This window comes from Mesorhizobium sp. M1312 (genome assembly GCF_040318115.1).
Lineage (GTDB): Bacteria > Pseudomonadota > Alphaproteobacteria > Rhizobiales > Rhizobiaceae > Mesorhizobium.
The window spans coordinates 13085-36053 of the sequence record NZ_JAMYLQ010000043.1 but is presented as its reverse complement, the minus strand read 5'-3'; the positions used below and the strand labels follow the sequence as shown (position 1 = coordinate 36053).

Genomic DNA, 22969 nt, shown 5'->3' with positions numbered 1-22969 from the left:
TGAGGCGGCCAGTTGCTTATGGTTACCTCTTCGTCGATGTTCGCAGCTTAATTCATCTGGCGCGTCAAGCCGTGCATAGGTCATCCACGTAGCAGAATGACGGCGCAGAACCACGGCGCCGTGTCGTCGAGCCCGACGAGGCTGCAGACGTTCTTGCCAAGATCAATTCCGAGCGAAAAATATAGACATCGGTCCGTTCCTCTCTCGTTCCGCCGCGTGACGAGTGCGGGAAGCCGTTGCAGTTGCTCACGCCGATGGCGGCCTGCAGGTCGGTCAGGCGCTAATTGTAGCCGAGTTCGGGATAGCCCTCGTAGGCCACCTGTTCGAGCCGTGCCGGACTGTGTCGGTAACGCTCATGCTGTGTTGGCCGACTAGCACGCATGACCTTGTCTCCTGCCCCCCGGGGGTAAGGTCACACGTGATCCGAGATACTAGACGACGTTTGCAATCCGACGTAGGCGCAAGCTTGAACGCAGCGCCGATCGCCCGGGAGAGTCTCAGTATAGCCTCATCCACGCCGTATTGTGGTCATGAAGGTTAGCATTATACCCCCAGACGAAACTTCTGGTTGTATCAGCAGAGTTTCGTTAGGACGATAAATTATCGTTTATTGTCGACGAGTGTCCTTCGAGATACTTATGGTGATTAATATTTTTAACTGGAGAAACACATGAAGTCGATGAATTCCGACAAGGGAATACTGTGGAAACACTCAGAATTGTTGAGCAACTCACGCGCGACGACAGAGACAGCCGCGCCGAGCCCGACCTCGACCGTGACGACCGAGGCTCCCACTTCCACCGCTTCCGCGACGTCGACGGAGACAGCCGCGTCGAGCCCGATCTCGACCGTGACGACCGAGGCTCCCACTTCCACCGCTTCCGCGTCGACGGAATCCACGCAGCCGGCGCAGGGTCTCACCCACACCACTACACCGATCCAATCGGAGTATGATGGCCAGGTGATTGAAAATCTTGACATCTACGTCACCAACGGGGACGCGGTCACGATTACGCACGACAATGTCATCCTGCGCAATTGTCGTATTCATCACGTCGAAGGCGACGGGGTGATGGTATCGGGCGCAAACGGCGTCACGATCGAGAACACCGAGGTCATCAACGCCGACCCGCCGGCGGGAATCGACCCCGAGACGAGCCCGAACATCAACAACATCAATGCAGAAAACGCCTCGAACCTGACCGTTCATAACACCACGGTGCGGGAAGGCTCGACTGGCATCTATCTCCTGAACTCGCCCGGCGCGGATCTTTCGCACGTCGATGGCTACGACTTCCATGGCCCAATGCCGCGCGGTCAGTTCGTCCAGTTCAACAACTCGGGCAATAGTTCGCTAACCGACTTCTATGCCGTCAACGACGCCGGCAGTTCGCATCCTGAGGACATCGTCTCGGTATATGGCAGCCCGAATACGACGATCTCAAATGGGGTGATCGACGGTAACAACTCCGTGACCGGCGTCGGCGTCATGTTCGAGAACGGATCGACCGGCGGCAGGGTGCAGAACGTTGACGCCATCCATCAGGGCAATGGCGCGTTCTCGTCCTACGCGAGCGATGTGACCTTCGATGACACGAGGTCGTTCGACGGTATCAACGAGGATCAGGGCCGCGGGCTTTCCGCGTCGAATGGACTGATCTGGAATGTCAGCTCCGGCGGGGTCAGCGTCCTGAACTCGAGCTACACCAACCCCGGCAATCCCAACAACATCATTTGGGACAAGTCGAAGGCGGTCGTAGCCGACGTGCAGGAGGATGCCGCCGCCACCCCAATGGCACACGTCGATAACCAGTTCGCCTGGGCAGGTAGCGGCGACACTGTCACGGACGCGAACGTCACTCCCCCGACCACTGGCACGACCGGGACTGGGTCTGGGACCGAGACTGGGTCTGGGACCGTCCCTCCTTCCGGCGGCACCAGCGATGGCACTTTGTACGGCACCAGCGGCGCCGATGTACTTCGGGGAACTGGTGCCGACACGATGATCGGCTATCGCGGCAACGACGAATACTATGTCGACAACGTCGGCGACGAGGTGGTCGAGTCCTCTGGCCAGGGTCAAGACAGGGTGTGGGCCTCTGTGAGCTATGCGCTCTCAGCCGGCTCGTCGATTGAAGTCCTTGGTACCACGAAGGATGCCGGCACCACCGCAATCAACCTGACTGGCAACGAATTGGCTCAAACCATGCAGGGCAATGCCGGCGCCAACGTCATCAACGGCGGCGGCGGTGCCGATAAGTTGAGCGGCTTTGGCGGCAACGACATTTTCGTCTTCAATAGCGCCCTTGGCAACGGCAATGTCGACAAGGTCACCGACTTCAACCCGTCCCAGAACAAGATCCACCTCGACGACGCGATTTTTGCCGAGCTTGAGTTGGGCAGGCTCACATCCGACGCTTTCTTTGCCGGTAAGGCTGCGCATGATAGCTCCGATCACATCATCTACAACAGTTCGACTGGAGCGCTCTCCTTCGACAGCGACGGGACAGGCGGCGCGTCTCAAACACAGTTCGCCACTCTTTCTCCAGGTCCGTCGATTACGGCAACCTCGTTCTTTGTGACCTGAACGAGCTACGCGGGGAAATAACATCCCGCGAGGGGCTCGCCGCGGCCAAACAAGGACTGGATAAACAGCATGGAGTTCCATCCCGATGCCATCGGGATGGAACAGACTCTAGTTGTAAGCTTTCTGCAGGTTGTCCATTCGGACGAACGAGGAGACTGGAGTTACTACGCTTCAGCACTCACCGGAGGGTCCGAATGAACATCCACAAGAATGCCCGTCTGACGCCGTGGCGTCGAGAGGAACTGGCTCTTTCCATCATCGAGGACGTCTTTCCCAAGCCCTCGCGGCGCAGGCCCCATGGTGTGTCGAAGCGAGCTGGCCTGTGGTGCTGGTCGATGGCGTCGATCTGGCGATGGTCGACCTAACCTGGCTTCGACGCCAGATCGGCGTCGTCTTGCAAGAGAACGTGCTCTTCAACCGGTCCTTTCGCGAGAACATCGCGCTCGCTGATCTGGCTATGCCCATGGAGCGCGTCATTGCAGCGGCTTCGCTCGCCGGCGCTCACGATTCATCCTGGACCTGCCCGAGGGCTATGACATGTGGACTGCGTCATCGTCGGCGCAGGGGTCGCCGGCGTCGCGATTGCGCGACATGGCTTCTCGTCGAGACATGGCTTCTCGTCGAACGGATACTCAGACCCAAGTAGGACAGCACGATCCGCTCGCCGGTAGCAACGATCACCTCCGCCGGCATGCGGGGCCTAAGTTTCTCGCGGAACTGAGAGACCTGTACGGAAACTTTCAACTCGTAGTAGGGCTCACGACTTGCGGCCAGACTTGCGGAAGCCTTTCTTGCTGCCCGATCCATGCGACTTGGCAATAGCTTGCGAGTTCAAGCTCGTGCCAAGCAACAGAGCAATGGAGGGAGGTGTTACAACAGCAAAACGCCCGGCATTCTTGAGAAATTCACGACGTGCCTGTTCTTCCGGGACAAGTTTATCTGTCTTTCCTTTGGAATACTTCCCGCTCTTCATCGAACCGCTCTTCATCGAATTGACTCCCGGCCAGTGAATCACAACTCTAACGCCGTAATCTGACATATGCGACTCGTGAAGACAACGCGCCATCAAGATACAATTCAGGAAATTAAGTATTACTACACTTTTGACCCGAGATCGCCGTCAAGGAGGATGCTAGTGGCGCGGCGTCCAAAGTCGAGCGGACTCCGTCGGCCCAAGCCATCGCCATGTAGGAGTCGCCACATACCCCACAGCGAATTGCCGACCAGGCGCAATGGAACGCCGAGGACGGGATGGTACAAGGGGAAGACACGCCGCCAGTGTTGAAAGCGAACCAATGGGCGCCGCACATATTGCGCCGGTGCTCTGACGCCAAAGAAGTGACTCAATGCCAGGAGTTGAGTATCGAACGCGTTCCGCGCGCTCTGGTCGGGCAAGGATGTTCGGAGCACCGCCCAATCCAGCTTATGCTGTTCCGCCAGCCGTGCCAGATCATAAAGGTGGCGAAAGTCGGTCCTCCCGCGCCAGTAGTCCGCCTCCTTGATGAGATCATGCATGATCCAGTGGAGGGCCCGCGACTGTGGGGCGGGGATTTTCGCCCTAAGGCCGTGACGGCGGGCAAGCCTCGGGGACTCGCGGTCAATCTCCCGGTACGGCCGGAGCTCCAGGAGACCGACGTCTTGCGGGCGCGCCATGCCACCAGCGACCGCCACTTCGACATAGCCAAGCTTGGCAAGGCAAGCCCGGGCAGTCCCTTCTTTGGCCGTTTCCACAGCCAAGTCGAGATCGCTCATGATCCTGTCGGGAACCCTGCCGCTCGACGAAAGGAACAAGGGAACGGCCCCTTTGAGCAGGACCGGAACGACGCCCCCCTGATTGAGGGCAGCAACGGCTTCATTCAGCTGCCTGCGCAAGCGCAAATTGCGTTCCCGGTTGCAGCGGTAAATGAACTGAAGATACTGGCCCACGTCTTCGGGGAGCCGGTCAAGCTGGCCCGTGTGCGCAAGAGTGGCGAACAAGACGGGCGTAAGCAGAGTGTGGTTGGCGAGTGCAATTACCGCCTGCCAGTCGGCCGTTACCAACAGGCGGCCGCTAAGTCCCGCGATCAGGGCCTCGAGCGCATCCCTGGTGGGCTTCATCGGCACGCCGCCTTCAGCAGTTCCAACGCGTCATCCAATTTGGCATAGGTCAGGCAAAAGCCCTGTGCCGATCGGATGACTTGGCAAAGAACGTCGAACGCGGTGCTGCTTACCTCTCTATTCCGCGCAAAGGCGCCGTTCAGCAAGCCACCCAGGATGTCGGTCGGGTCAATCACCCGCAGGGAAGGTTTGGCATCCTGCGTCCGACAGAGCAAGACCACCCAGCCCACGGGCCGGGGAACGGGAGGGACATGATCCTTAGGCACAAGAAAGCGCACGCGCCTGCGATCGGGGCGCCGGTAAACCGGAGACCTGCCGAGTTCGGGGAAATATTGTCCGAGAATGGACCATGATCCCGATTTGACTGCAGGCGCAAAAGCAAGGCCGATACCCTGTCCGGCCGAGTCAAGAAGTGTCACATCGTCTGCCGCGAAGCCAAACCCCGCGTGGACCAGCGCCAAGGTCAGCGTCGTCTTGCCCGAGCCAGGGTTACCACAAAGGAGGAGCGTGCGGCCGTTCTTGAACAGCGCCGCCGCATGGAGGGCGAGCTCATATTCACTGTGCCCAAGCACTTCGGCCAGCAGTTGTCCTTTGACCATAATGGGTATCTCGTCTCGACCACAGGAATCAGTCCAGTGGCCATCCCGGAACAGGTGGATCCGCTCCCCACGCTCAACCAGATGGAATAGAACGTCGACGGCCCTGTTTCGAACTTCGAGATGCTGAAATACGGCCGCAGCCGGAAAGGCGACGGCCGCCGGATACAGTATGCGCACACACACGCCTGGAATAGCAACGACCTGGCAGATATATTGATGAGCTGCGGTTGGGCACGGCGGTGGAGCAGGCTGGATTAGGCCGAGCCGTTCCCAGTCTCGAAGGGCAGCCTCGACATAGCCATAGGCCTCTTGCCTATCAACGCCACGGGCTGCCATCTCGCCCAAGATAGCCTCGACCGGCACGCCTTCTTCAAGCGAGCGCCAGATATCAGCCGCAGTGTCATTGAGCGCAAAAACTACCCCCTGCGTTGAACTGAGCAGGATATTTTGCCCTTTGATGCATGCAAGCCGCCCTTGGGGAACTAACCTCGCCGTAGCATACTCGGCAAGGGGAGGCCCCGCAGTTCGGTCAGTGGTTCGGGTTTGTTGCGGACTCACAGAAGCCGTCATCCTCGTTTGTCTGGGCGTGGAGATCGTTCGATTCGAGTGGAACTCACGACCAGAGAGACACGATCTTCGTCAATCGCTCGAGTTATAGCATTCCTCTCCGCTCCCATAGCGGTAACTTGCCAACGCGGTTGCCGTGCGGGCACTTTTGCTTGAAGTCGCAGGTTATGCATTGAGCGGTCGCTTTGTTTCGCACTGATCATCGCTTGCATTCAGATGTCCTGTAACAGCGCCTTTGGGAGTAGAGCCGCACATCTCATGGTGTCGAGCCTCACCCAAAGTCGTATTCAACTGATAGCGTCGAAGAAGAGGTTCGCTTTTCCGAGTGAGGTGTCGCTTGGCAGTTAATTGATGGGGTTGTTTGCCAGCCGCCACTCCTTGCAAATTAATCACTTGCCACACAAAATCGCCTCCAGCGGCCTCGAGTCGGCAAAGTTGGGCTAGAAGGCGTTTCGCCCCGTCCAGATGCGGGGGATGGTCAGAAGTAGGATCTTTACGTCGAGCCAGACCGACCAGTTGTTGACGTACCACATATCGTGTTCGACACGCTTGATCATCATGTGGACATGCGGCGTCGCGCCGCGGCAGCCATTTATTTGTGCCCACCCGGTGATCCCCGGCTTCACCTTGTGCCGAGCCGGATAGAGAGAGATGATCTGGCTGTATTCGCTGTCATGCGCCAGCGCGTGCGGCCGTGGGCCTATCAACGACATGTCGCCCTTCAGCACGTTCCACAGCTGCGGAATCTCGTCGATACTGAACCTTCTCAATATGCGCCCGACGCGGGTGACGCGGGGATCGCCCCTGCAGGCTTGAGGGACAACAGGCCCGTCCTCCAGGATCGTCATCGTTCGGAACTTATAGATCTTGAACGTGCGGCCATTGAACCCGGCCCGACGCTGACAGAAGAGCACCGGCCCCCTGGATTCGAGCGCAATCAGCGCCGCTACGACGGCCAGAGGAGGCAGAAGAAATGGAAGGGCGGCAGTGGTCAGCACAACGTCGAAGAGCCGCTTCGTAAGCAGCTGAGGGGCCGTTAGGGGCGCGCGTTGCAGTTCTATCGCCCTCGTCCCCCCCAGGTTGACGACAGGTCGCTTCAAGAGCGCGCTAACGACGTGGTCCGGAAGGAGCCTTACGGGTACCGGAACCACGCAAAGGTGAGCCGTGATTTTCTCAATCAGGGATATGTCAGCCCAACTGACAGCAAGGACTATCTCGTCGACAGAACGCCGACGCACATGTTCAATGAGCTTATCCATACACTCAAGCAGCGACCCCTCGCTGGATGCCGCCGGCAATGTAATCGTTTGGCAGACGTCGCATCCGGAAGCCTCGATTGCCTGGACTACGCCACTTGGCACGCGCACGTCCGATTGCGTTACGATCACTATTTGCGGTTTGGCAAGCATGTCCGACCTGGTCAAGGACGCAAACAGTCGTCCGGCGCCCAAGCGCACCAACATGATGCCGCCAAGTCCTGTCACGAAGAACAGCATGACGGCTTGGCGCGAAAATATGTCTCCCACTTTGAGTGCAAGCGCCACAACCGACAGGCAAAGAAAGACCGCCGTCCAGATCAGCACGACCTCCTTGATCTGAGAGGCCAGCGACCGCGGCTCGGAACTCAGATATAGGCCGCGCGCATATGCGGAAGTCGAAAAAAGGGCGGCTACAACAACACCGAGCCCGAAGTTCCGGCCGTACTCGCCGAAATATCCGAAACTCACAAGATCATATACCATTCCCGAGACGATGCTGACCAGCACGACGGACGTTGACTCGAGAAGCGGAAACGACTGCAGAAGAACATTGACCTTGAGGGGCACGTTCCACCGCGGTGCGTTTGACGTGGCGCCCGCACGGGGGGCTTCATGAAGAAGTGCCATGACGTTCACCTGCGTTCAAAGCCGCATCCATCCACCAACGTCGTGACGACCGCCCCCTCCTCGGCTGAAAACCGCCGAAAATGCCCAGCTTGACTGAATCCGCCGCCTGCGGTCGTTGCCCCTTCACGCGAAGTTCGATTGCCGTGGCTGCGCTAGCACTCGGTTCTGGAGTTGAGAGAATGGCAGCGACACTGTGCGAATCCAATTCGGCATAAGCTCTAATCCCAAAGGGCAGAGCCGGCGGACACACGACCTTTCCTTGCCCGCTTCCGGCGCCTGTTAGCCCTTCGGAGTACCTCGAAATGAAATGCTCTCGCGCGCAGCTCTGGAGCCGCGGACGCTCCGACGGAAGCAACCGGTTCGGAACTGCCGCACCGTTTGAGCACCGAACCCGAAACCGGTTCCCACTTTCGGGCCTGATCGTCTAGCTAGGCGAGCGCCATCGCATCGGCGGCGATCTGTTGCAGCAGGGACTTGCGAATGTGGAGTCGCGGGAACGGCTCCATTCCGATCGTGACAAGGATGTGCTCCCAACGGTAAACCCAATCGTGCATCTCCAGGCAACGGACCGCGTTTGTTCGGCGCAACAATTCTGTGCGGCGGGGGTTTGCGTCGAGTTCGCCAATTACGTCTGCGACACTGCTCGAGTCTGGTGATACCTCGATCACTGCGTCTTGCCAGTCAAAGTGCTCGCCGAATTCGGCGCATTGCGGCGCGGTCCCAAGCATGACGGCGCCGCCCGCGGCCCCTTCGAAGAGACGGGCAGGCAGCACCTGCTCGCCGGCAACCGTGACGGACTTGGAGTTTGCAAGTGCCGCTGGACTGAAAGCCATGAAGTAGCGTGTGCGCCTGATGATATTGGCGAGCAGCAACCGATGCTCATGCCAGTCCCTGACCCGGGAATCTGTGCTTGCGAGCGTGTCGTAGAGATAGAAGAAGTCCCGCTCTTCGGCCAGCTTCAGAAGCTGTCCGTGTACCTTCGCGGCTCGGTTGCCGATCGAGTATACGTCGATCACGCGTTTGACCGGCGACAGATACGGCGTTGCAATGAGGCCGTCGACCGCCGTGGCAAGAAAGGAACAGGGCGTGCGGGTGTATTGAGGCAGGCGCGGTATGCACGCGCTGTGCAAAAGGAACACGTGGTCGAACTGGTCCAGGAGCTTCAGATATTGGCGGTCCTCTTCGAGCGTGCTCGACCAGAGTTCGAACAGATACGCGACAGCAACCTTGCAGCGGCCGCGCCAGTCGTGGATCCGAGACAATTCAACAAGACTTTGCGGGCTCCAAGCGACGAAGAAGAAAAGGTCATAGTCTTGGGTGAGCCGAACATGCTCCATGGTTGGTGCGTTCCTCAAGCCTAGCCCTTTGCGAATCGCGCTCGTCAGTCTGTTGAAGTCACGCTGGACGTTGTGAGAGTCGTGCTTTGGCAAGATGGCGTGAAAGTGTCTCGTCAGGTAGTTGTCGATGCCGGGGGCGATCAGATCGGCATCCTCGCATTCGGCAACGATGCGGCAAAACTCATATGCCAACGCAAAGTGAGCCCGGTCCTTCGCATTGAATTCAGAGGCAACCAGTGTACGTCTCTTCAAGGAATTCTCCCGGCAGTTGTCGTTCGACTTTCAACTATTCGGCCGCCGCAGGTTGGCCCGGCGCATGGTGTTCCAGTGCCGGGAGGGGTTGCCGACCCAAGATCATGTCTGCTGCCTTTTCCGCGATCATAAAGACAGCGGCCGAAGTGTTGGCCGAGGGAACGGAGGGCATGATGGAAGCATCAACGACCCGCAGGCCCTTGAGGCCGTGGACCCGCAACTGGTGGTCCACGACAGATTCAACACTGTCGGATGGGCCCATCCGGCACGATCCGCACAAATGATAGGCGGTCAGCCCGATTTCGCGGGCAAACTGCAGCCGGTCGGCGTCGTCCGTTATTTTCGGGCCGGGAAGCTCTTCCGTGCAGTTGTAGCGCCTGAGCTCGGGGGCCCGAAACAGCTGCTGCACAGTCTTCATGCCGTTGATAACGACCTGTCGGTCCTGATCATCGGCGAGATAGTTGGGCTGGATGAGCGGAGCTTGAAACGGATCTGCCGATACTGCCCGAACATGTCCGATGCTCTTCGGCCGCAACTGATAGTAGCCAAGCTTGATGACCGGAAACCGCCGCGCGCCATGATCGGTATAATTGCCCAGGGCAAGGTCAAGCTGGATATCGGGGGTGGAGTGAAGATCCCGCGAGTTGGCGAACCCGTAGACGAGCGACGGGCTGACGGCGAGAAAGTTCGGGCGGCCCAGCATCCATTTCGCTGCCTCGCGCAGGAGGGCGACGCCATGTCCGCTGACCGTTTCGATGCCCTCCACCCGGGCGATCAGGTGGACGATGTAATGGTCCTGAACATTTGCACCGACACCGGGCAATTCGTGCACGACCGGAATTCCAAGGCCGGAGAGCACACTCGCAGCACCGACGCCTGAAAGCTGCAGCAGCTTTGGTGAGTTCGCCGCGCCAGCGGAGAGGATCACCTCCCGACGGGCCTTCACACAGCTCGTGGGATGACCCGGCCCTCCTCGTGCATATCGAACGCCGATGGCACGCTTTCCCTCGAACAGGACGGCAGTGGCCTGCGCGTTCGTGCGGACGTCCAAGTTCTTCTTTCTGGCGATCGGCCGTAGGAAAGCCCGCGCTGCGCTCACGCGCCATCCGTTGTCGATATAGCGCTGATAGTAGCCCACGCCGGCCTGGCTTGCTGAATTGTAGTCGGGATTACGCGGGATACCGGCATTGAGCGCGGCCTCGATGAATGCATCACATAGTGGATGTCGCCAATCGCAGTCCGTAACTGGAAGCAGTCCGTCCGTCCCGCGGTAGAACGGATCGCATGCCCCAAGCCTCCGCTCGGTTCTCTTGAAATAGGGCAGCACGTCAGCGTAGCCCCAGCCTCGATTGCCCTGGAGGGCCCACTCGTCGAAATCCGCAGCCGCGCCGCGGTTGTAGTTCATGCCGTTAATTGCGGTCGAACCGCCTAGTGTCTTGCCCTGCGACATCGGAATAGAACGGTTAGCCGTCCCCGGACTAGGCTCCGTTTCGAACTGCCAGGCATATTTCGGATTCGAGGATGTCTTGTAGAGTCCCGCCGGAATGTGCAGAAGGATGCTGCTGTCGGCCGGCCCCGCCTCGAGCAGGCAGACCGTATTGGTCCCGTCAGTCGCCAGACGATTGGCCAAGACGCAGCCTCCCGCCCCGGCTCCGACGATCACATAGTCAAAGACGTCCGCTTCAACCGACATCGCCTCGCGCTCCGCTTATTACCAGCTTCGGAGAATGGCAGGGAATCCGGCAGATGGCACTTTGCCCATCGGAATTAAGCCTTATGAAGGGCTTCCGCGGCGGGCGGAATGGAGAGATGATGTGCGGAGTACTGTGCGGCCATAAGCCTGCCGCCGAAATGCATTCTTCGGGAACCTGCGCCGCTGGCGCACAGGGGGAAATGGGGATGCCTGACGACAACCTAGCCGAAGAAGCCGCCGTGCCGAGAGGTTGGGTTTATCTGCATCTCGTTGGCCACCTCGACGTCTCCGCACAAGCCGAATCGACGTTTAGCTCCCGAACTGGGCGGGCTGATAGATTCTATGTCGGGCGGCCGGCAGTCTCTTGAACCCCCGCGCTTTAATCGGCGCCGTCTCCTTGCAGGGCTGCTGGCGCTGCCTGCCTCGGGTGTCGTCGGTGCAGCGGTGCATCTGGCCCAGGGGGGATCGGGCGGTAAATGGTTCGGGGGTGCCGTCTCCTTTCTGCGTCCAAGCGGACCCGTGCTCACGCGCGAGGATGGGCAGATCATTGAAAATCTTGACATTTACGCCCCCCATGACAACGGGATCACGGCACTCCATCAGGGCGTCATCGTCCGCAGATGCCGCATTCGTCATGCCATGGGCAGCGGGATATACGCCCGGGGAGCCGCCGGAATACGCTTGCAGGATCTCGAGATCGATCGTGTCGGCGTCCCCCCCTCGGGGACCGGACCAAGCCAGAACCGCAACAACATAGAGCTGGAAAGCTGCCCCGATGCGATCATCATCCGTGTCAAAGCGTCCCGCGGCTCCTGCAACATCTATGTTGTCGACTGTCCGGGCAGCCAGATGAGCTTCCTCGAGCTCCACGACGCGCGCGGGCCGTTCCCCCGTGGACAGAATGTGCAGTTCAACCGCTCTCCGGATACGAGCCTGGAAGAATTCTCGGCCGAGAACGGTCCCACCTCCTGGACCGAGGACAATATTTCCGCCTTTCACTCGGATCGCTGTACAATTCGACGTGGACTCGTCTTCTACAACAACAGCCCCACGGGCGCTGGCGTCATGCTGGAGGGAAGCTTCAATTGCCGGGTCGATGACGTCGATGCCGTTCAACAGGGCAACGGCGCCTTCTCGGCCGTTCCGCAGGGTAAGGTCGGCAGTGGCGGTTGCTCGTTCAACCGCTGCCGGAGCCGGGACACCTACAATGAGCCACGGGACGGCAGGGACGCCCCGACATCCAACGGCCTGTCGTTCCATACCCGGATATCGGAAGGCGCTGAAAAGCACAGTGTTAGGGACTGCTGCGTCTACGCGCTCGCCAATCCCCGCAACATCCTCTGGCAAAGGGCGGCCGTGCATGACGGTTGGTCCATCGAGCGCAAGGTATTTGATCCCAGACCGCCATTGCGGCTTGCCTTCGACTGGCAGTGAGAGAGTGCGCTGGTGCGTCGAATCCGACGAGGCCCTACCGACGACGACGCCAAAAGAGAAGCAGGTCTGACAGCATTGACCGAGACGGGGACATCCCAAGCGTCCAGAGAGGCGCTGATGCAAGAATCATGCGTCCCGTCGTCGTGCTCGTATCGATAGGTGTGTCGACGATGCGAAGACCGACATCCTTGGTGCCGAGCCTTTCGATGAGCGCCAGCACTTCGCGGGTTGTGCGCGCAACACGGTACGGCTTCGTGACCGCAATCACGTCTCCTTTTCTGGCACAGGCGATCGCCCTCTCCAGCTCCGGCGTCGAACCGAATATGCTAGTCTTCTCGCAGAAGAAGTTCTCGGCTCCCAAGCGGGCAAGATAAAGCTTTTGCGCCTCCAGCCTGGCAGCGGGTTCGAAGGTGTTGATACGACAGTAGCCGATGATCATCGCCTTGCCCAACCGTAAGAAGTTTTCAGGGAATGGGATGCAAGGGGCCGACAAGCCGCTGACGATCTGCGAACCGCGGTTGGTCAGTCCCTTTGTCTTCCTCCCCCTTCACGGACATTCCGACGTTGGACCGCAATCCGGAGGGGTTCGCGAGCTCCAGATATTGCTTTGCAACACTGTGAGCATCGAACCGTCTAACCCTCTCGCGGGCACCCGCCGACAAACGCGACCAAAGGTCATCATCGTCCAGCACCGCCTTCAGCGCTGCGGCCATCGCCTCGGCCTCTGGTTCGACCACTGCCCCATTCTCGCCATCCGCGAGCAGATCCCGACTGAGCCTTGAAGACCCGACGATGGGCGTGCCGGTGGCGATCGCCTCCATCACCGTTGCCGAGGCGACAGGGACCGTATAGCGCGTGGGGAAAGCGGCGACGCGAACGCGGCTGTGTAGTTCGCGAACGCGTGCTCCCTCTGCCATCCCGAGAAGGACCACGTGCCCCCGTATCGCCTCAGGAAGAGCGTCGACCGCCTTAGTCACCGGTCGTGTGATGTCACCCGTCACGTAGAGCCGTACGGAAGGGTCGTTTAGGGCGCCGAATGCCCGGATCGTCGCCTCCGGCACCTTGTAGGGCGAGGTGCCGGCATGGAGGATTGCCCGCTCGCGCTCTGCCAGCCCACGCCACTCATATGACTGGCGATCGATGCATTTGGGAATTTTCAGGATTTGGTCCCTTGGCAGCCCAAGATCTCGCACCAGTTCCTCCTGAAGCTCGGTCGTGGAGGCGACGACGTAGTGGCAGCGCCGCATGCTCGCGCGCCGAATGGCTCGCCATGCTGCCGCAAGCGCCCCTTTCCGCCTCTCGAGATCGTGAACGATCTGGACGATCGTGCCACGCAGCGGTAGCGGCACCGTCTCGCTGTGGATGACAAGGTCCGGCCGGAACCGATTGATGATACCGATCGCCCGAAGCCATGCCGCGACTGAGGCCGGTCCGGTCAAAGGCGTGCGGCTCAATCCAATTATCGGCAACTCGAGGCGAGGCGAAAGAAGTCGCTGAAAGTTTGCGCGGCTTTCGAAGGTGCCGACCACGATCTGCACCTGGTGCCCCAGTTCGAGCAACGCCTGGGCAAGTGCCACAATGAAGATGCTCACACCATCAGGTGAATCCAAAGGTTCGCGCCGGGTCAAGACAATGCGCATTCGATCAAACCGTCACAATAGGTGCCTGCGGGCGGCCGCAGCCTCCCGTGGCACCGCGTTTCAGCAATGGAAGCAAAAGAGGACCTCCCCGAAGTATGCGAGGCGGCAGGATCGATCCTCGGGGCAAATCGATAAACAAAAAATGGGAAATACCCCGGCCCGCCCTGCGCTCGTTGACGCGTGAAGCTTGGTCTGCCTATGGGCAGCCCTGGTCGGTTCCTGCCGGTGCATGTTCCGGCCCACCTCACGACACTGCCGCGAAGGCCCGGATCGGGCGCCTGACCAGGGGTTGATAGATGGCCATCAGCCGATTGAAGTTTGCCTCGGGCGTGTACTGCTCCTGATAGGCGGCATAGGCCCGGCCTGCCACTTCCTCCAAGGCAGATCGGTTTGAAAGCGCCCAGCGCACCCGATCGGCCAACGCGCCGGCGTTGCCGACAGGAACGACAAGGCCGGTGACGTCTGGCTCCACGACCCCTTTGATCCACGGCAGCTCCGAGCAGATGACCGGCAGCCGGCTTGCGAAGGCCTCGATGACTGTCATGGGAAACAATTCACACCCTTTCGACGGAAAGAGCAGGAATGCTGCAGCCTGCATCGCCTTCAGCACCGTCTCGCGCGACTGACGCCCGAGATATTCCACGCGCTCGCCCGCAGATTGCTCGACAAGCGGAGCCAACGGCCCGTCGCCGATGATCCGCAGCGGATAGTCGATCTCCTTCCATGCCTCGAGCAGCGTGGCCACGCCCTTGTGGTGCTCATCCAGTCGTCCGACGAACAGCCCTCCATTGCGACGAAGGTCACCGAAGATCGGCGGCCTGGCAACCGCGTTCGGCTTGACGACGATGCGTTCGGCCGGCAGGCCGCCTTCCACAAGCTTGCGCCTGGCCCAGTCGGTAAGGGCAATGAAGCGGTCGACCTTGCGGGACCAGGTGCCGGCTCTCTTGTGAAACTCGACCATTGCGGCAAGGGCGAGCGTGCCCGCCAGGGAATTCCTGTAGACCTTCTTCGGAACAGTCCACCAGCAGGCGTGGCGGAGACTTCGCTCTCGAAGCCTCTCATCGGGATAAAGCAAGGCGCTGGGACAGAGGATCCTGAAATTGTGCAAGGTCATTACTGATGGCACGCCGGCCTCGCGGCACGCATCCAGGATGGAGGGACTCAGGAGAGGAAAGAAATTGTGGATATGGACGACATCCGGTGAAAATTCCGCCAATTTTCGGGACAAGGCCTGCCGTGAATGAGGGTTGTAGACAACCCCCAGGGCGGTAGAAATTTTCCGCGCGACCCGCACGATATCGTCATTCGTGGCGGAGAACAGCTCGACGTCGACCCCATTCTGCTTGAGGCACGCGAGCTCCTCCCGAACCACGCTGTCCTCTCCGGCCCTTATCTGGTAGAAATTATGAACCATTAAGACGCGCATCGCAGTCCGCCCCGTCCGAATCTCAATTCGGCATCCCGGACGCCCGTGGCGACGACGCGACGGCTCCGGAAAAGTCGACCTCTGGCAAAACGACTTCCACAACGTCGCCGGGCGCAAGTCCGAGATCTTCGCTGCTGGGGAGCGTCTCGGCGCCCTGCTCTCGCTTTCTATGGACTGTTATCTCGGGCCGACCCGAGGCTATCAGCAAGGTGGATTGCGCTTGACCTGTAAGCGCCAGCTTCTGCGCGGTACCCTCAAGACGCGCCGAGATCTGGGCCAGATTCATATAGGCCTCCTGTAGCTCTCCCAAGGCCACGATTTGTCGTTCACTGTCGATCTTGTTCATCTGTCTGACATATTCGCCGCGCTGGCGCTCGATGTTCGATGCCTGGACGATCGTATCGAGCAGTTGGGTTGATGACATAAGCACCGCTCGACGGGCTTCAGATAGGCGCGTGGTCGGCGCCAAGCCCTTCTGAAACAGCGTCCTGACGCTCTCGTAATCGTCGGCGTCGGCCTGGCTTCCCTCTTCGTCCTTCTTCTTCTTCTCAGACAGGAGCCCCAGTTGGAGGTTAGTCTCCTCGACAGCACGTCGCAGAAGCTCCTTGTCCTTTTCACTGTCTGACAGACGAGCTTCGATATGCGCTGTTGCCGTTTGCTTCAATCGTTCGGCGAGCGCCTCAGGCACCGGCACGTTCTCGACATGTTTGACTTCTTCGCCGAGTTCGGTGCGAAGGCGCCAAATGCGAGCCTGTTCCATTGCGAATTGCGCCCATAGGGCTTTGTACTCGGAACGGAAATCGGCCGCTTCCATGAGCGGATTGGCGATGCGAACCTGGGCAGCGCTGTAGCCACCCGCAACCGCCACAGCCTGTCGGACGGTCATACCCGGCCGGAAGATGTACTCTCCCGGCCTGGCCACATCACCATAAACATAGATGGGCCGGTATTCGGCAAGCGAAACGAAGACCTGGTCGGTCTGGATCAGGTGCGTTATTTCACGGCCGTCCGCGGTCCCCCGCTGATACTGCTTGCTGGCGAGACTGCCAGCGATTATTTCCTGCGCTTGTTGAATGGAAAGGCCGCTGACTTGAACCGCTCCAACCAGCGCCAAGTTCACTTCGCCGTCCACTCCGATCAGCAATCGCTGCCTGAAATCCGGAATACCAGGGACCGATACTTCCAGCGTATCTCCGGGCTGTAGCGTGTAGTCGGCAAGTGCCGCTGTCGGAATCAGAGCGATGGCGCCAGCGAACGAAGCGAGGCGGGTCGAAGCCATGGGCATCGACAGCGCCGACAACAAGGATCTCAACAGCTTCATGGGTTCCCCCAACGGGTTGCCCCCGTATCTCTACGGGCGACTTAGCACGGGTTTCTCCGGCGCGGGCGAACCTGCGCAGTGGATGGCCCTATGCTACCAGAGGAGGCATAGCCGAGGCCGAGGCAAAATGGCTGGCTCGCTGGCTCTTTCGAGGCACTCCTCATGGAAGCGGCACGGCGCCGCCGCACGAACGGGCACATCAGCGGACGGCTCTCCTGCTCCTGCCGCGCCAAAATCGGTACAACGCGATCCCGTTCTTACCGAGACCGATAGCCCGCCGATGTGGTGTCGGCCGCATCCATGTTCGGTCAGATATATGAACTAGCGCAATGCTGCGTTCGACCCGGTTCAACTGGAGGGGGTTCCACAGCCAAGGCCGGAACGCTGGCACGAAGTGCAATCAAATAGCCGTATGAGAAACCAATTCCCACAATCTGTAGAGGGCTCTCCAGGACTGGGTTGACGAACATGGCGAGGAAAATCGTGATGAAGACTGTGGACGCATGATTGCGAACACCGCGTGGCAGTCGATTTGGCGGGAAGGCCACCAAAATGGCAGACACGATCAAAATGAAACCAATGACCCCCGTCCGCAATATGGCTTGAAAGAACGAATTGTGAATTCCTGTCGAGAGTATCTCAAGCATTTTGGCATGCGTAATATTCGTGGTGTCGGGAAGAAAGGTAGTACCCTCGAACCCGGGAAACTCATATCGCCATCGGACCGATTCCTTCCCAAATCCGATGCCAACTCCGTATGTATCCGCAAGGGATGCGAGTGCGTCCGAAATGAACGCGAGTCGGATTCCGGAGTTCGGGTCCAGAGCAAAGGTTTGAGGTATGAAGTTCAGCCCGACGGCATAGGCCGAAGTCAGTGCGGTCGCCAGAGCTGCGGCCACCAACCGGCCGGGCACGCCAATCAGAATGACGATCATCGTGACCGCGAGCACCTTGAACTGAGCCAAGGGGCTGGCGAGGGCTATTCCCAATAAGAGCAAAATGCCGCCGTATCGGCGCCAGTCGTTCGTCAGAAAAATACCGCCTGCAATGAAAAACGCGGCAATGACCATGTTATTGATCAGCGAACCATAAAGAATCGGTATCGTGGCTTGCGGAGATGCGCCCTGATATTGCACGTCCTGCTGAAACATTACCGCCGGAGCGACAACGAGAGACAGGAACAGAAAAACCGGTGCACCAAAAAAGACATTGCCATTCATCAGCCTGCGGCGGAAATAAGCCTTGGATGCCCATGCGACGGCGAAGAATCCTACAATCGGGACGATTTGCCTTATGACTGCTTCTTGAAGGAAGTGAACCTGCCAGGAATCCGGCATCAGCCCGTATCTGGACAGCAGGGCAATGAAGAGGCAGAAGGCGGTGTAGACCGCCAGCAGACGAGGCGGCACCGTCTGCCGCAGCACGGCATAGGCCAGACAGACACCGACCGGGATCACTATGAAGAAAGGGCCAAGCAGGCGCAGGGATATTGCGAGGGCGCAGGCCAGCCAAATGCCGGAGAGAAAGAGGGTGTAGTCGAGCACGTCAGGGGAATGGCTGCAAACGAGGTCGACCGGCTCTGAACCCTTCCTGCGTGACAATGTCGCTGGCGAGGTCATGGCCTGTATTGCCGGTTAGGACTGAAAGCCGCACGGTTGATCCTGGTCAAAATTACTGCCGAGAGTTTCTCTGCAGGGATGATGCGCAGGATTCCCTCGAGGTGGTCCGCGAAAGTGCGGCGTGCCTTCAGCACCAGGAGGACCTCGCTGATGACGCCCATGGCCGCTTCCAGATCAGCGGTGCGGTCGGTGCTGTGAAAATCAACCACTATACAACTGTATTCTTGCTGCAGATGCTGGAGTGCAGCGGAGATGGAGAGCGAGGCATTCAAGTCGGAGATTGACCCCGTGGGCCTGAGAACCAGAACTTCCAGCCCTTCCTGATCCGCGGGAATGGTGGCAAACGCCCTGGCGAGCTTGCGACCTGGCTCCGCGTTCAGCATTGGCTGGTCCATCGATGGCTTTTGCCAATTGGCATCAACGAGCAGTGTCTTTTGCCCGGTCGCCGCAATGACCCTTGCGAGATGAACCGCCACCGTGGAGCTTCCGGACTTGCCGAGGGGTGAAGCAACGCCGATTACAAATCCGCCTTGGCGGCCCTGAACTCCGCGCATCCGGGTGGCAATCTTGCTCACTTGGCGGCCCTGAACTCCGCGCATCCGGGTGGCAATCTTGCTCAGCGAGCTGTGAAGCTCGGGAGCGTTCTTTGAGTAGACGGGCTGCAAAGACTGCTCGCATGGCCCCACAACATTCCACCTGCGGCGGGGAATTCTGGGGATCCCTACAATCCGATCAAAGCCGGCCGACCTGTGCACATCCTCGACCGTTATAAGGCGGTGGTTCATTGCTTGCCTGATCAATGCATGACCAACGCCGGCAACCCCACCGGCCATAACGGAGAGCGCTACCATCAGGACCGATGGCGGCCAACTGCGTTGGCGAGGCGGTTCGGCCGCCGTGATGACCCTTGCGCTCGGGATCAGCGACGAGGCGCTAAAATCGGAGTGGGCCCGCTGCAGAAGGGCATTGTAAAGCGAGCGATAAACCTCGGCCGCGCTCTGCTGCTCGCGGAAAAGGACTCTTGCCCTCTCCGCAGATTCAGGGTCTGATGGGGGTTTCTTCAGTGGTTCGGTCACAAAAGCCTTTTCTCGAAGTTCCGCCAGCCGCTTGTGCAGATCAGAGGCTTCTTCCGCGCGAGCCGCCTGCCGGCGTTCGCGCTGACTTCCGATGTAACCGCCGGCGATCGCGTTCGCGAGCATGGCCGAGAACTGAGGATCGGAAGAGGTGGCCCCGATCTCGACGGCGCGGGAGGAACCCAGCTGATGAACGGAAAACGCGCGCCTCACAAGGACCATCGCCTCATGCCGAATATTTGGCTCCGCCGCCGGCAGTTCGGTGCCGAAGAGAGACGCCAATTGGCTCCGCACATAGCTGGAGATCAGCGCGCGCAAGCTGTCATCCGTCACAAACTCTTCGTCTTCCGCCAAGCCAGTGTGGTCAACAACGCGTCCGACGACCTCGTCCGACTGAATGACCTGTATCTGGCTCTCTACATAGACCCGCTCATCTGCCTCAGCTTCGCCCGGTTGCGAAGCGGGCGGAGATGAAAGGAGGATCGTCGCATAGGCGGTGTAATATCCAGGCGAAAGGACCGCATATGCGCCGCCGACACCAAGGCTCACAACCATCCAGAGGAGGCAAAGGCGCCAACTGCTTCGAACAAATCTCAAGATGTCTTTCGCGGTCAGCTCGTCGCGATCCTTGGGGGGGATCGGCTGGCGAGGCGACCCGGACGGCTGAACGACAAAGTGATCAGTGGCGAACATACAGACTCCCCTACGACCGGAAACGATCGGCCTCATGCTCCAACGGCGCGGATTGGGACGCCGGCGGATATCCTCGCACCCGGCCTGCGTCGCAAGCCGCCGCCGTGCGAAGGACGGCCGCTCCGCCAATGAGGAAGAAGCCGGCTGAAACCACCAGCACGACGACTTCCTTCGCCACCAGCGCATAAACAATGGCTTGCTCCGCCATGACGAAAGACAAAAAATATGTGGCCACCAGGAATACTAGCAGACCGGATACGTTAAGGACGGCCCATTCATTTTCATAGCCGTAACTAAACATGAATATATTTGATGTGAAAGTATTTATGTTCATCAGCAATGGTATAATGGCCATTGCACGCACGATAGGTATCGCTCCTGAAAATTCATCTCCGAAGAGGATCAATATTATATATGGAGCAACAAAGAACATTCCAATACTCATCGCCGTTCCGCCTGCTACGGTGAATAGTGATATCCTTATCAGTCGTATTCCGGCAGCAGGGTCGACATGAGCGTAGTATGAAACCCTCGGTATGAAGGTATCCATAAGCAACTTGAAAAATACCCGCGCGGCTAATAGGAATTTTTCGGCGACAGAATATTGTCCGGCTGCGACATAACCTTCGAAATGCCCGACAAGGGCGACAGGGAGCGTGAAGAGGGCAGTCTCCACGGCTAAGAAGAGGCATCCCCTCCAGCCATTGCGCAGCTGCATTCCAATCGTCGAAAGCGTCACGGACCTGAAGCCGCCGAACCCAATCGGAAGGATGAAAGGTAAGCAGATGACGCCACTGACGACGGGAACTGCGCTCTGGATGGCAACGGCGAGCGCGACCTGGTCAGGTGATGCGACCATGGCGACGAAACAGACGAGCGCCAGAACGCGAGCAACAACCACCGCGACGGCCGCCTGCCAGGCGCGTTCCAGGCCGACGAAGAGCCAGGCCGGAAAAATAATGCCGCCGGCGGCCGAGAGCATCGCGCACAGGAATGTCGGCCTACTGAGCGCCAGGACGTCGCCGGCCAGCACAAGGCCAACCAGGCATACGGCAACGAACAGCACTGCCTTGGTGGCCATGACCTGAGCAACGAGTGACGCGATCGCCGCCGGCTCGTATCGAAGGGAAGCAACCCTGCGCTGCGCGGTCCAGTGAAATCCATAGGCCACGACGGAGGCAGCGAGTTGTCCGATGGCGAGCGCATACGCGTACTGCCCGAAACTCATGGGTCCGAGGACACGCCCGGCAAAGGGCAAGATGATCAGCGGCTGCAGGACGTCGGTGACATGCAGGACAGCCAGACTGGCGGCCTGTTTGCTCAGAGTCATGGTAGCCTCCAGTCAGGTGCCTGTCGAGGCAATGCAAACCACACCGTCCAGATATGGGCAGCGCCGCCTCCCAGCAGCAGCGCCAAAGAACAGCCGCCCGTGAAGGAGTTGGCACAGATCAGCAATACGGCGGTCCGAGCGTGTTCACTGGTTCCGCCTCCCTCTAACCGTCGCGAAGTCTTCGCCTGGGAAGCAGCAACGCCTGCAGCAAAGCCAGGATGAACAGGCTGTTCGTCACGAGATACCTGCTCGCCAGGCGGCGGGGATCCTGGAAGAGCCGGTGCAGCCATTCCAGCCCGCTCTTCTGCATCCATTGCGGCGCCCGCTTGACGTCTCCGGCGTGGAAATCGAAAGCTGCTCCTACCCCCAACATGACCGCATTGATCCGGCCGCGATGCGCCTGCATCCAGCTTTCCTGCTTGGGACATCCTAGCCCCACCCACACGATCCTCGCACCGGACTGATAGATCATTCTGACCACTGCCTCATCTTCCTCGGCCGACAGAGGGCGGCGCGGAGGTGAGTAAGAGCCCACGATGTTTATGCCGGCAAACTCGGTTCGAATGCACTGTTCGAGACGCTGGAGGGTGCCCGGGCTGCCGCCGTACAGGAACATTGCCGTGCCGAGTTCCGATGCCCTCCGGCAACAAATCCACATCAGGTCTGGTCCGCTGATGCGCGGCTGATCCGCGTGTCCCTGCCGCCTCAGCATCCAGGCCACCGGCGCTCCATCCGGCGCGACAAGGTCGGCCCTATCCATCGCTTCGGCATGGAAGCGATTGCGGCGGGCGGTGACGACACTGTGGACATTGCACAGGAAAACCGTTCGGCTCTCCTGCCGTAGGGCCCAGTCGAAGACGCAGTTCACTGCCTGCGCCAAGCCCAGGGCGTGCACGGGTACCCCAAGCACTTGCTCGCGCAACTGTCCCTGATCGATCGCGGGCTCTGTCATGCCACCCTCGATGGCTGCGATAGGTGAGCCATCATCACAGCGTGCGAGCACTTCGAGTTCAATTGCTATTCCGAACGGGAAGCCGGCGGGCGGCGCTCATCGGAGGTACTTAAAAGGAATATCCCTTGTTCTCTCCGTGGTGCCGAAAGAGCGCATGGAATGCGCAGCCCGTCGCGCCGTCGAGCAGGAGGTTAAGCCCCCTCACCGCGGGTTTGCCTACGGCATTGTTGTCGGGCGACACCGTGACGATCTTGGCGCCGATATGGCCGCCTGCCGACGTGTCGGCCGCGGAGGAGAGAACAAGGGATATTCCTTTTAAGTACCTCCGATGAGCGCCGCCCGCCGGCTTCCCGTTCGGAATAGCAATTGAACTCGAAGTGCTCGCACGCTGTGATGATGGCTCACCTATTGCAGCCACCAAGGGTGGCATGACAGAGCCCGCGATCGATCAGGGAGTGGTGGG

At 59.5% G+C, this 22969-nt stretch carries 16 protein-coding genes and 5 pseudogenes; 4 read left to right on the top strand and 17 right to left on the bottom strand.

The window, feature by feature from the left end; genetic code table 11:
* Nucleotides 1-654: 654 nt before the first annotated feature.
* A complete protein-coding gene (locus NKH36_RS31745; protein ID WP_352963757.1) occupies nucleotides 655-981 on the bottom strand; it encodes a hypothetical protein in 327 nt (108 codons plus the stop codon).
* On the opposite strand from NKH36_RS31745, the gene NKH36_RS31740 reads away from it, so the two are divergent.
* The 3 genes and pseudogenes from NKH36_RS31740 to NKH36_RS31730 form a co-directional block, all read left to right on the top strand.
* Nucleotides 962-2587, top strand: a complete 1626-nt coding sequence (locus NKH36_RS31740) for a right-handed parallel beta-helix repeat-containing protein (RefSeq protein WP_352963758.1) — start codon at nucleotides 962-964, stop codon at nucleotides 2585-2587. The genes NKH36_RS31745 and NKH36_RS31740 overlap by 20 nt on opposite strands.
* Before the next feature lie 194 nt (nucleotides 2588-2781).
* Nucleotides 2782-2901: pseudogene (locus tag NKH36_RS31735) on the top strand (IS481 family transposase); the annotation flags it as partial.
* 11 nt (nucleotides 2902-2912) lie between these two features.
* Nucleotides 2913-3190, top strand: a pseudogene (locus tag NKH36_RS31730) (type I secretion system permease/ATPase); the annotation flags it as partial.
* Here NKH36_RS31730 and NKH36_RS31725 read toward each other — a convergent pair.
* From NKH36_RS31725 to NKH36_RS31695, 7 genes and pseudogenes are all read right to left on the bottom strand, one after another.
* Nucleotides 3137-3352 (bottom strand): annotated as a pseudogene (locus NKH36_RS31725) (hypothetical protein); the annotation flags it as partial. The pseudogenes NKH36_RS31730 and NKH36_RS31725 overlap by 54 nt on opposite strands.
* 19 nt (nucleotides 3353-3371) lie before the next feature.
* Nucleotides 3372-3560 (bottom strand): annotated as a pseudogene (locus tag NKH36_RS31720) (hypothetical protein); the annotation flags it as partial.
* A gap of 122 nt (nucleotides 3561-3682) precedes the next feature.
* Nucleotides 3683-4684 (bottom strand): nucleotidyltransferase family protein, encoded by a 1002-nt coding sequence (locus tag NKH36_RS31715; RefSeq protein ID WP_352963760.1) that lies wholly within the window; start codon nucleotides 4682-4684, stop codon nucleotides 3683-3685.
* Entirely contained in the window at nucleotides 4681-5853 is a 1173-nt protein-coding gene (locus tag NKH36_RS31710) for a PqqD family peptide modification chaperone (RefSeq protein WP_352963762.1), read from the bottom strand. The genes NKH36_RS31715 and NKH36_RS31710 overlap by 4 nt, the downstream gene beginning before the upstream one ends.
* Nucleotides 5854-6290: 437 nt before the next feature.
* Nucleotides 6291-7736 carry an undecaprenyl-phosphate glucose phosphotransferase gene (locus NKH36_RS31705; RefSeq protein WP_352963763.1) on the bottom strand — a complete coding sequence of 482 codons (1446 nt, stop codon included), beginning with the start codon at nucleotides 7734-7736 and terminating at the stop codon, nucleotides 6291-6293.
* Between the two features lie 428 nt (nucleotides 7737-8164).
* Entirely contained in the window at nucleotides 8165-9325 is a 1161-nt protein-coding gene (locus tag NKH36_RS31700; RefSeq protein WP_352963765.1) for a glycosyltransferase, read from the bottom strand.
* 34 nt (nucleotides 9326-9359) lie between these two features.
* On the bottom strand, nucleotides 9360-11018 hold the full coding sequence (locus tag NKH36_RS31695) for a GMC family oxidoreductase (protein WP_352963769.1): 1659 nt from the start codon (nucleotides 11016-11018) through the stop codon (nucleotides 9360-9362).
* A 342-nt stretch (nucleotides 11019-11360) separates the two neighbouring features.
* On the opposite strand from NKH36_RS31695, the gene NKH36_RS31690 reads away from it, so the two are divergent.
* Nucleotides 11361-12452 carry a hypothetical protein gene (locus NKH36_RS31690; protein WP_352963772.1) on the top strand — a complete coding sequence of 364 codons (1092 nt, stop codon included), beginning with the start codon at nucleotides 11361-11363 and terminating at the stop codon, nucleotides 12450-12452.
* Nucleotides 12453-12486: 34 nt separating this feature from the next.
* Here the strand turns inward: NKH36_RS31690 and NKH36_RS31685 are convergent, their stop codons facing one another.
* From NKH36_RS31685 to NKH36_RS31645, 9 genes and pseudogenes are all read right to left on the bottom strand, one after another.
* A complete protein-coding gene (locus tag NKH36_RS31685; RefSeq protein WP_352963775.1) occupies nucleotides 12487-12891 on the bottom strand; it encodes a recombinase family protein in 405 nt (134 codons plus the stop codon).
* A gap of 25 nt (nucleotides 12892-12916) precedes the next feature.
* A complete protein-coding gene (locus NKH36_RS31680) occupies nucleotides 12917-14044 on the bottom strand; it encodes a glycosyltransferase family 4 protein (protein WP_352963778.1) in 1128 nt (375 codons plus the stop codon).
* A 292-nt stretch (nucleotides 14045-14336) separates the two neighbouring features.
* A complete protein-coding gene (locus tag NKH36_RS31675; protein ID WP_352963781.1) occupies nucleotides 14337-15518 on the bottom strand; it encodes a glycosyltransferase family 4 protein in 1182 nt (393 codons plus the stop codon).
* Nucleotides 15519-15540: 22 nt separating this feature from the next.
* Entirely contained in the window at nucleotides 15541-16839 is a 1299-nt protein-coding gene (locus tag NKH36_RS31670) for a polysaccharide biosynthesis/export family protein (RefSeq protein ID WP_352963784.1), read from the bottom strand.
* Between the two features lie 308 nt (nucleotides 16840-17147).
* Entirely contained in the window at nucleotides 17148-18458 is a 1311-nt protein-coding gene (locus NKH36_RS31665) for a hypothetical protein (protein WP_352963786.1), read from the bottom strand.
* Nucleotides 18455-20224: a Wzz/FepE/Etk N-terminal domain-containing protein gene (locus NKH36_RS31660; protein WP_352963789.1), complete on the bottom strand. Its 1770-nt coding sequence runs from the start codon at nucleotides 20222-20224 to the stop codon at nucleotides 18455-18457. The genes NKH36_RS31665 and NKH36_RS31660 overlap by 4 nt, the downstream gene beginning before the upstream one ends.
* Before the next feature lie 10 nt (nucleotides 20225-20234).
* Nucleotides 20235-21554, bottom strand: a complete 1320-nt coding sequence (locus NKH36_RS31655; protein WP_352963792.1) for an oligosaccharide flippase family protein — start codon at nucleotides 21552-21554, stop codon at nucleotides 20235-20237.
* A 163-nt stretch (nucleotides 21555-21717) separates the two neighbouring features.
* Nucleotides 21718-22506: a WecB/TagA/CpsF family glycosyltransferase gene (locus NKH36_RS31650; protein WP_352963795.1), complete on the bottom strand. Its 789-nt coding sequence runs from the start codon at nucleotides 22504-22506 to the stop codon at nucleotides 21718-21720.
* 166 nt (nucleotides 22507-22672) lie between these two features.
* A pseudogene (locus NKH36_RS31645) lies at nucleotides 22673-22798 on the bottom strand (bifunctional Delta(1)-pyrroline-2-carboxylate/Delta(1)-piperideine-2-carboxylate reductase); the annotation flags it as partial.
* Nucleotides 22799-22969: the final 171 nt, after the last annotated feature.

Bases quoted from the DNA above. Each gene is read 5' to 3' on its own strand.
- NKH36_RS31655 (WP_352963792.1), bottom strand. From the start codon at position 21,554: ATGACTCTGAGCAAACAGGCCGCCAGTCTGGCTGTCCTGCATGTCACC.
- NKH36_RS31660 (WP_352963789.1), bottom strand. From the start codon at position 20,224: ATGTTCGCCACTGATCACTTTGTCGTTCAGCCGTCCGGGTCGCCTCGC.
- NKH36_RS31705 (WP_352963763.1), bottom strand. From the start codon at position 7,736: ATGGCACTTCTTCATGAAGCCCCCCGTGCGGGCGCCACGTCAAACGCA.
- NKH36_RS31650 (WP_352963795.1), bottom strand. From the start codon at position 22,506: ATGACAGAGCCCGCGATCGATCAGGGACAGTTGCGCGAGCAAGTGCTT.
- NKH36_RS31715 (WP_352963760.1), bottom strand. From the start codon at position 4,684: ATGAAGCCCACCAGGGATGCGCTCGAGGCCCTGATCGCGGGACTTAGC.
- NKH36_RS31745 (WP_352963757.1), bottom strand. From the start codon at position 981: ATGTCAAGATTTTCAATCACCTGGCCATCATACTCCGATTGGATCGGT.
- NKH36_RS31665 (WP_352963786.1), bottom strand. From the start codon at position 18,458: ATGACCTCGCCAGCGACATTGTCACGCAGGAAGGGTTCAGAGCCGGTC.
- NKH36_RS31690 (WP_352963772.1), top strand. From the start codon at position 11,361: ATGTCGGGCGGCCGGCAGTCTCTTGAACCCCCGCGCTTTAATCGGCGC.
- NKH36_RS31695 (WP_352963769.1), bottom strand. From the start codon at position 11,018: ATGTCGGTTGAAGCGGACGTCTTTGACTATGTGATCGTCGGAGCCGGG.
- NKH36_RS31670 (WP_352963784.1), bottom strand. From the start codon at position 16,839: ATGAAGCTGTTGAGATCCTTGTTGTCGGCGCTGTCGATGCCCATGGCT.
- NKH36_RS31710 (WP_352963762.1), bottom strand. From the start codon at position 5,853: ATGACGGCTTCTGTGAGTCCGCAACAAACCCGAACCACTGACCGAACT.
- NKH36_RS31685 (WP_352963775.1), bottom strand. From the start codon at position 12,891: ATGATCATCGGCTACTGTCGTATCAACACCTTCGAACCCGCTGCCAGG.
- NKH36_RS31675 (WP_352963781.1), bottom strand. From the start codon at position 15,518: ATGCGCGTCTTAATGGTTCATAATTTCTACCAGATAAGGGCCGGAGAG.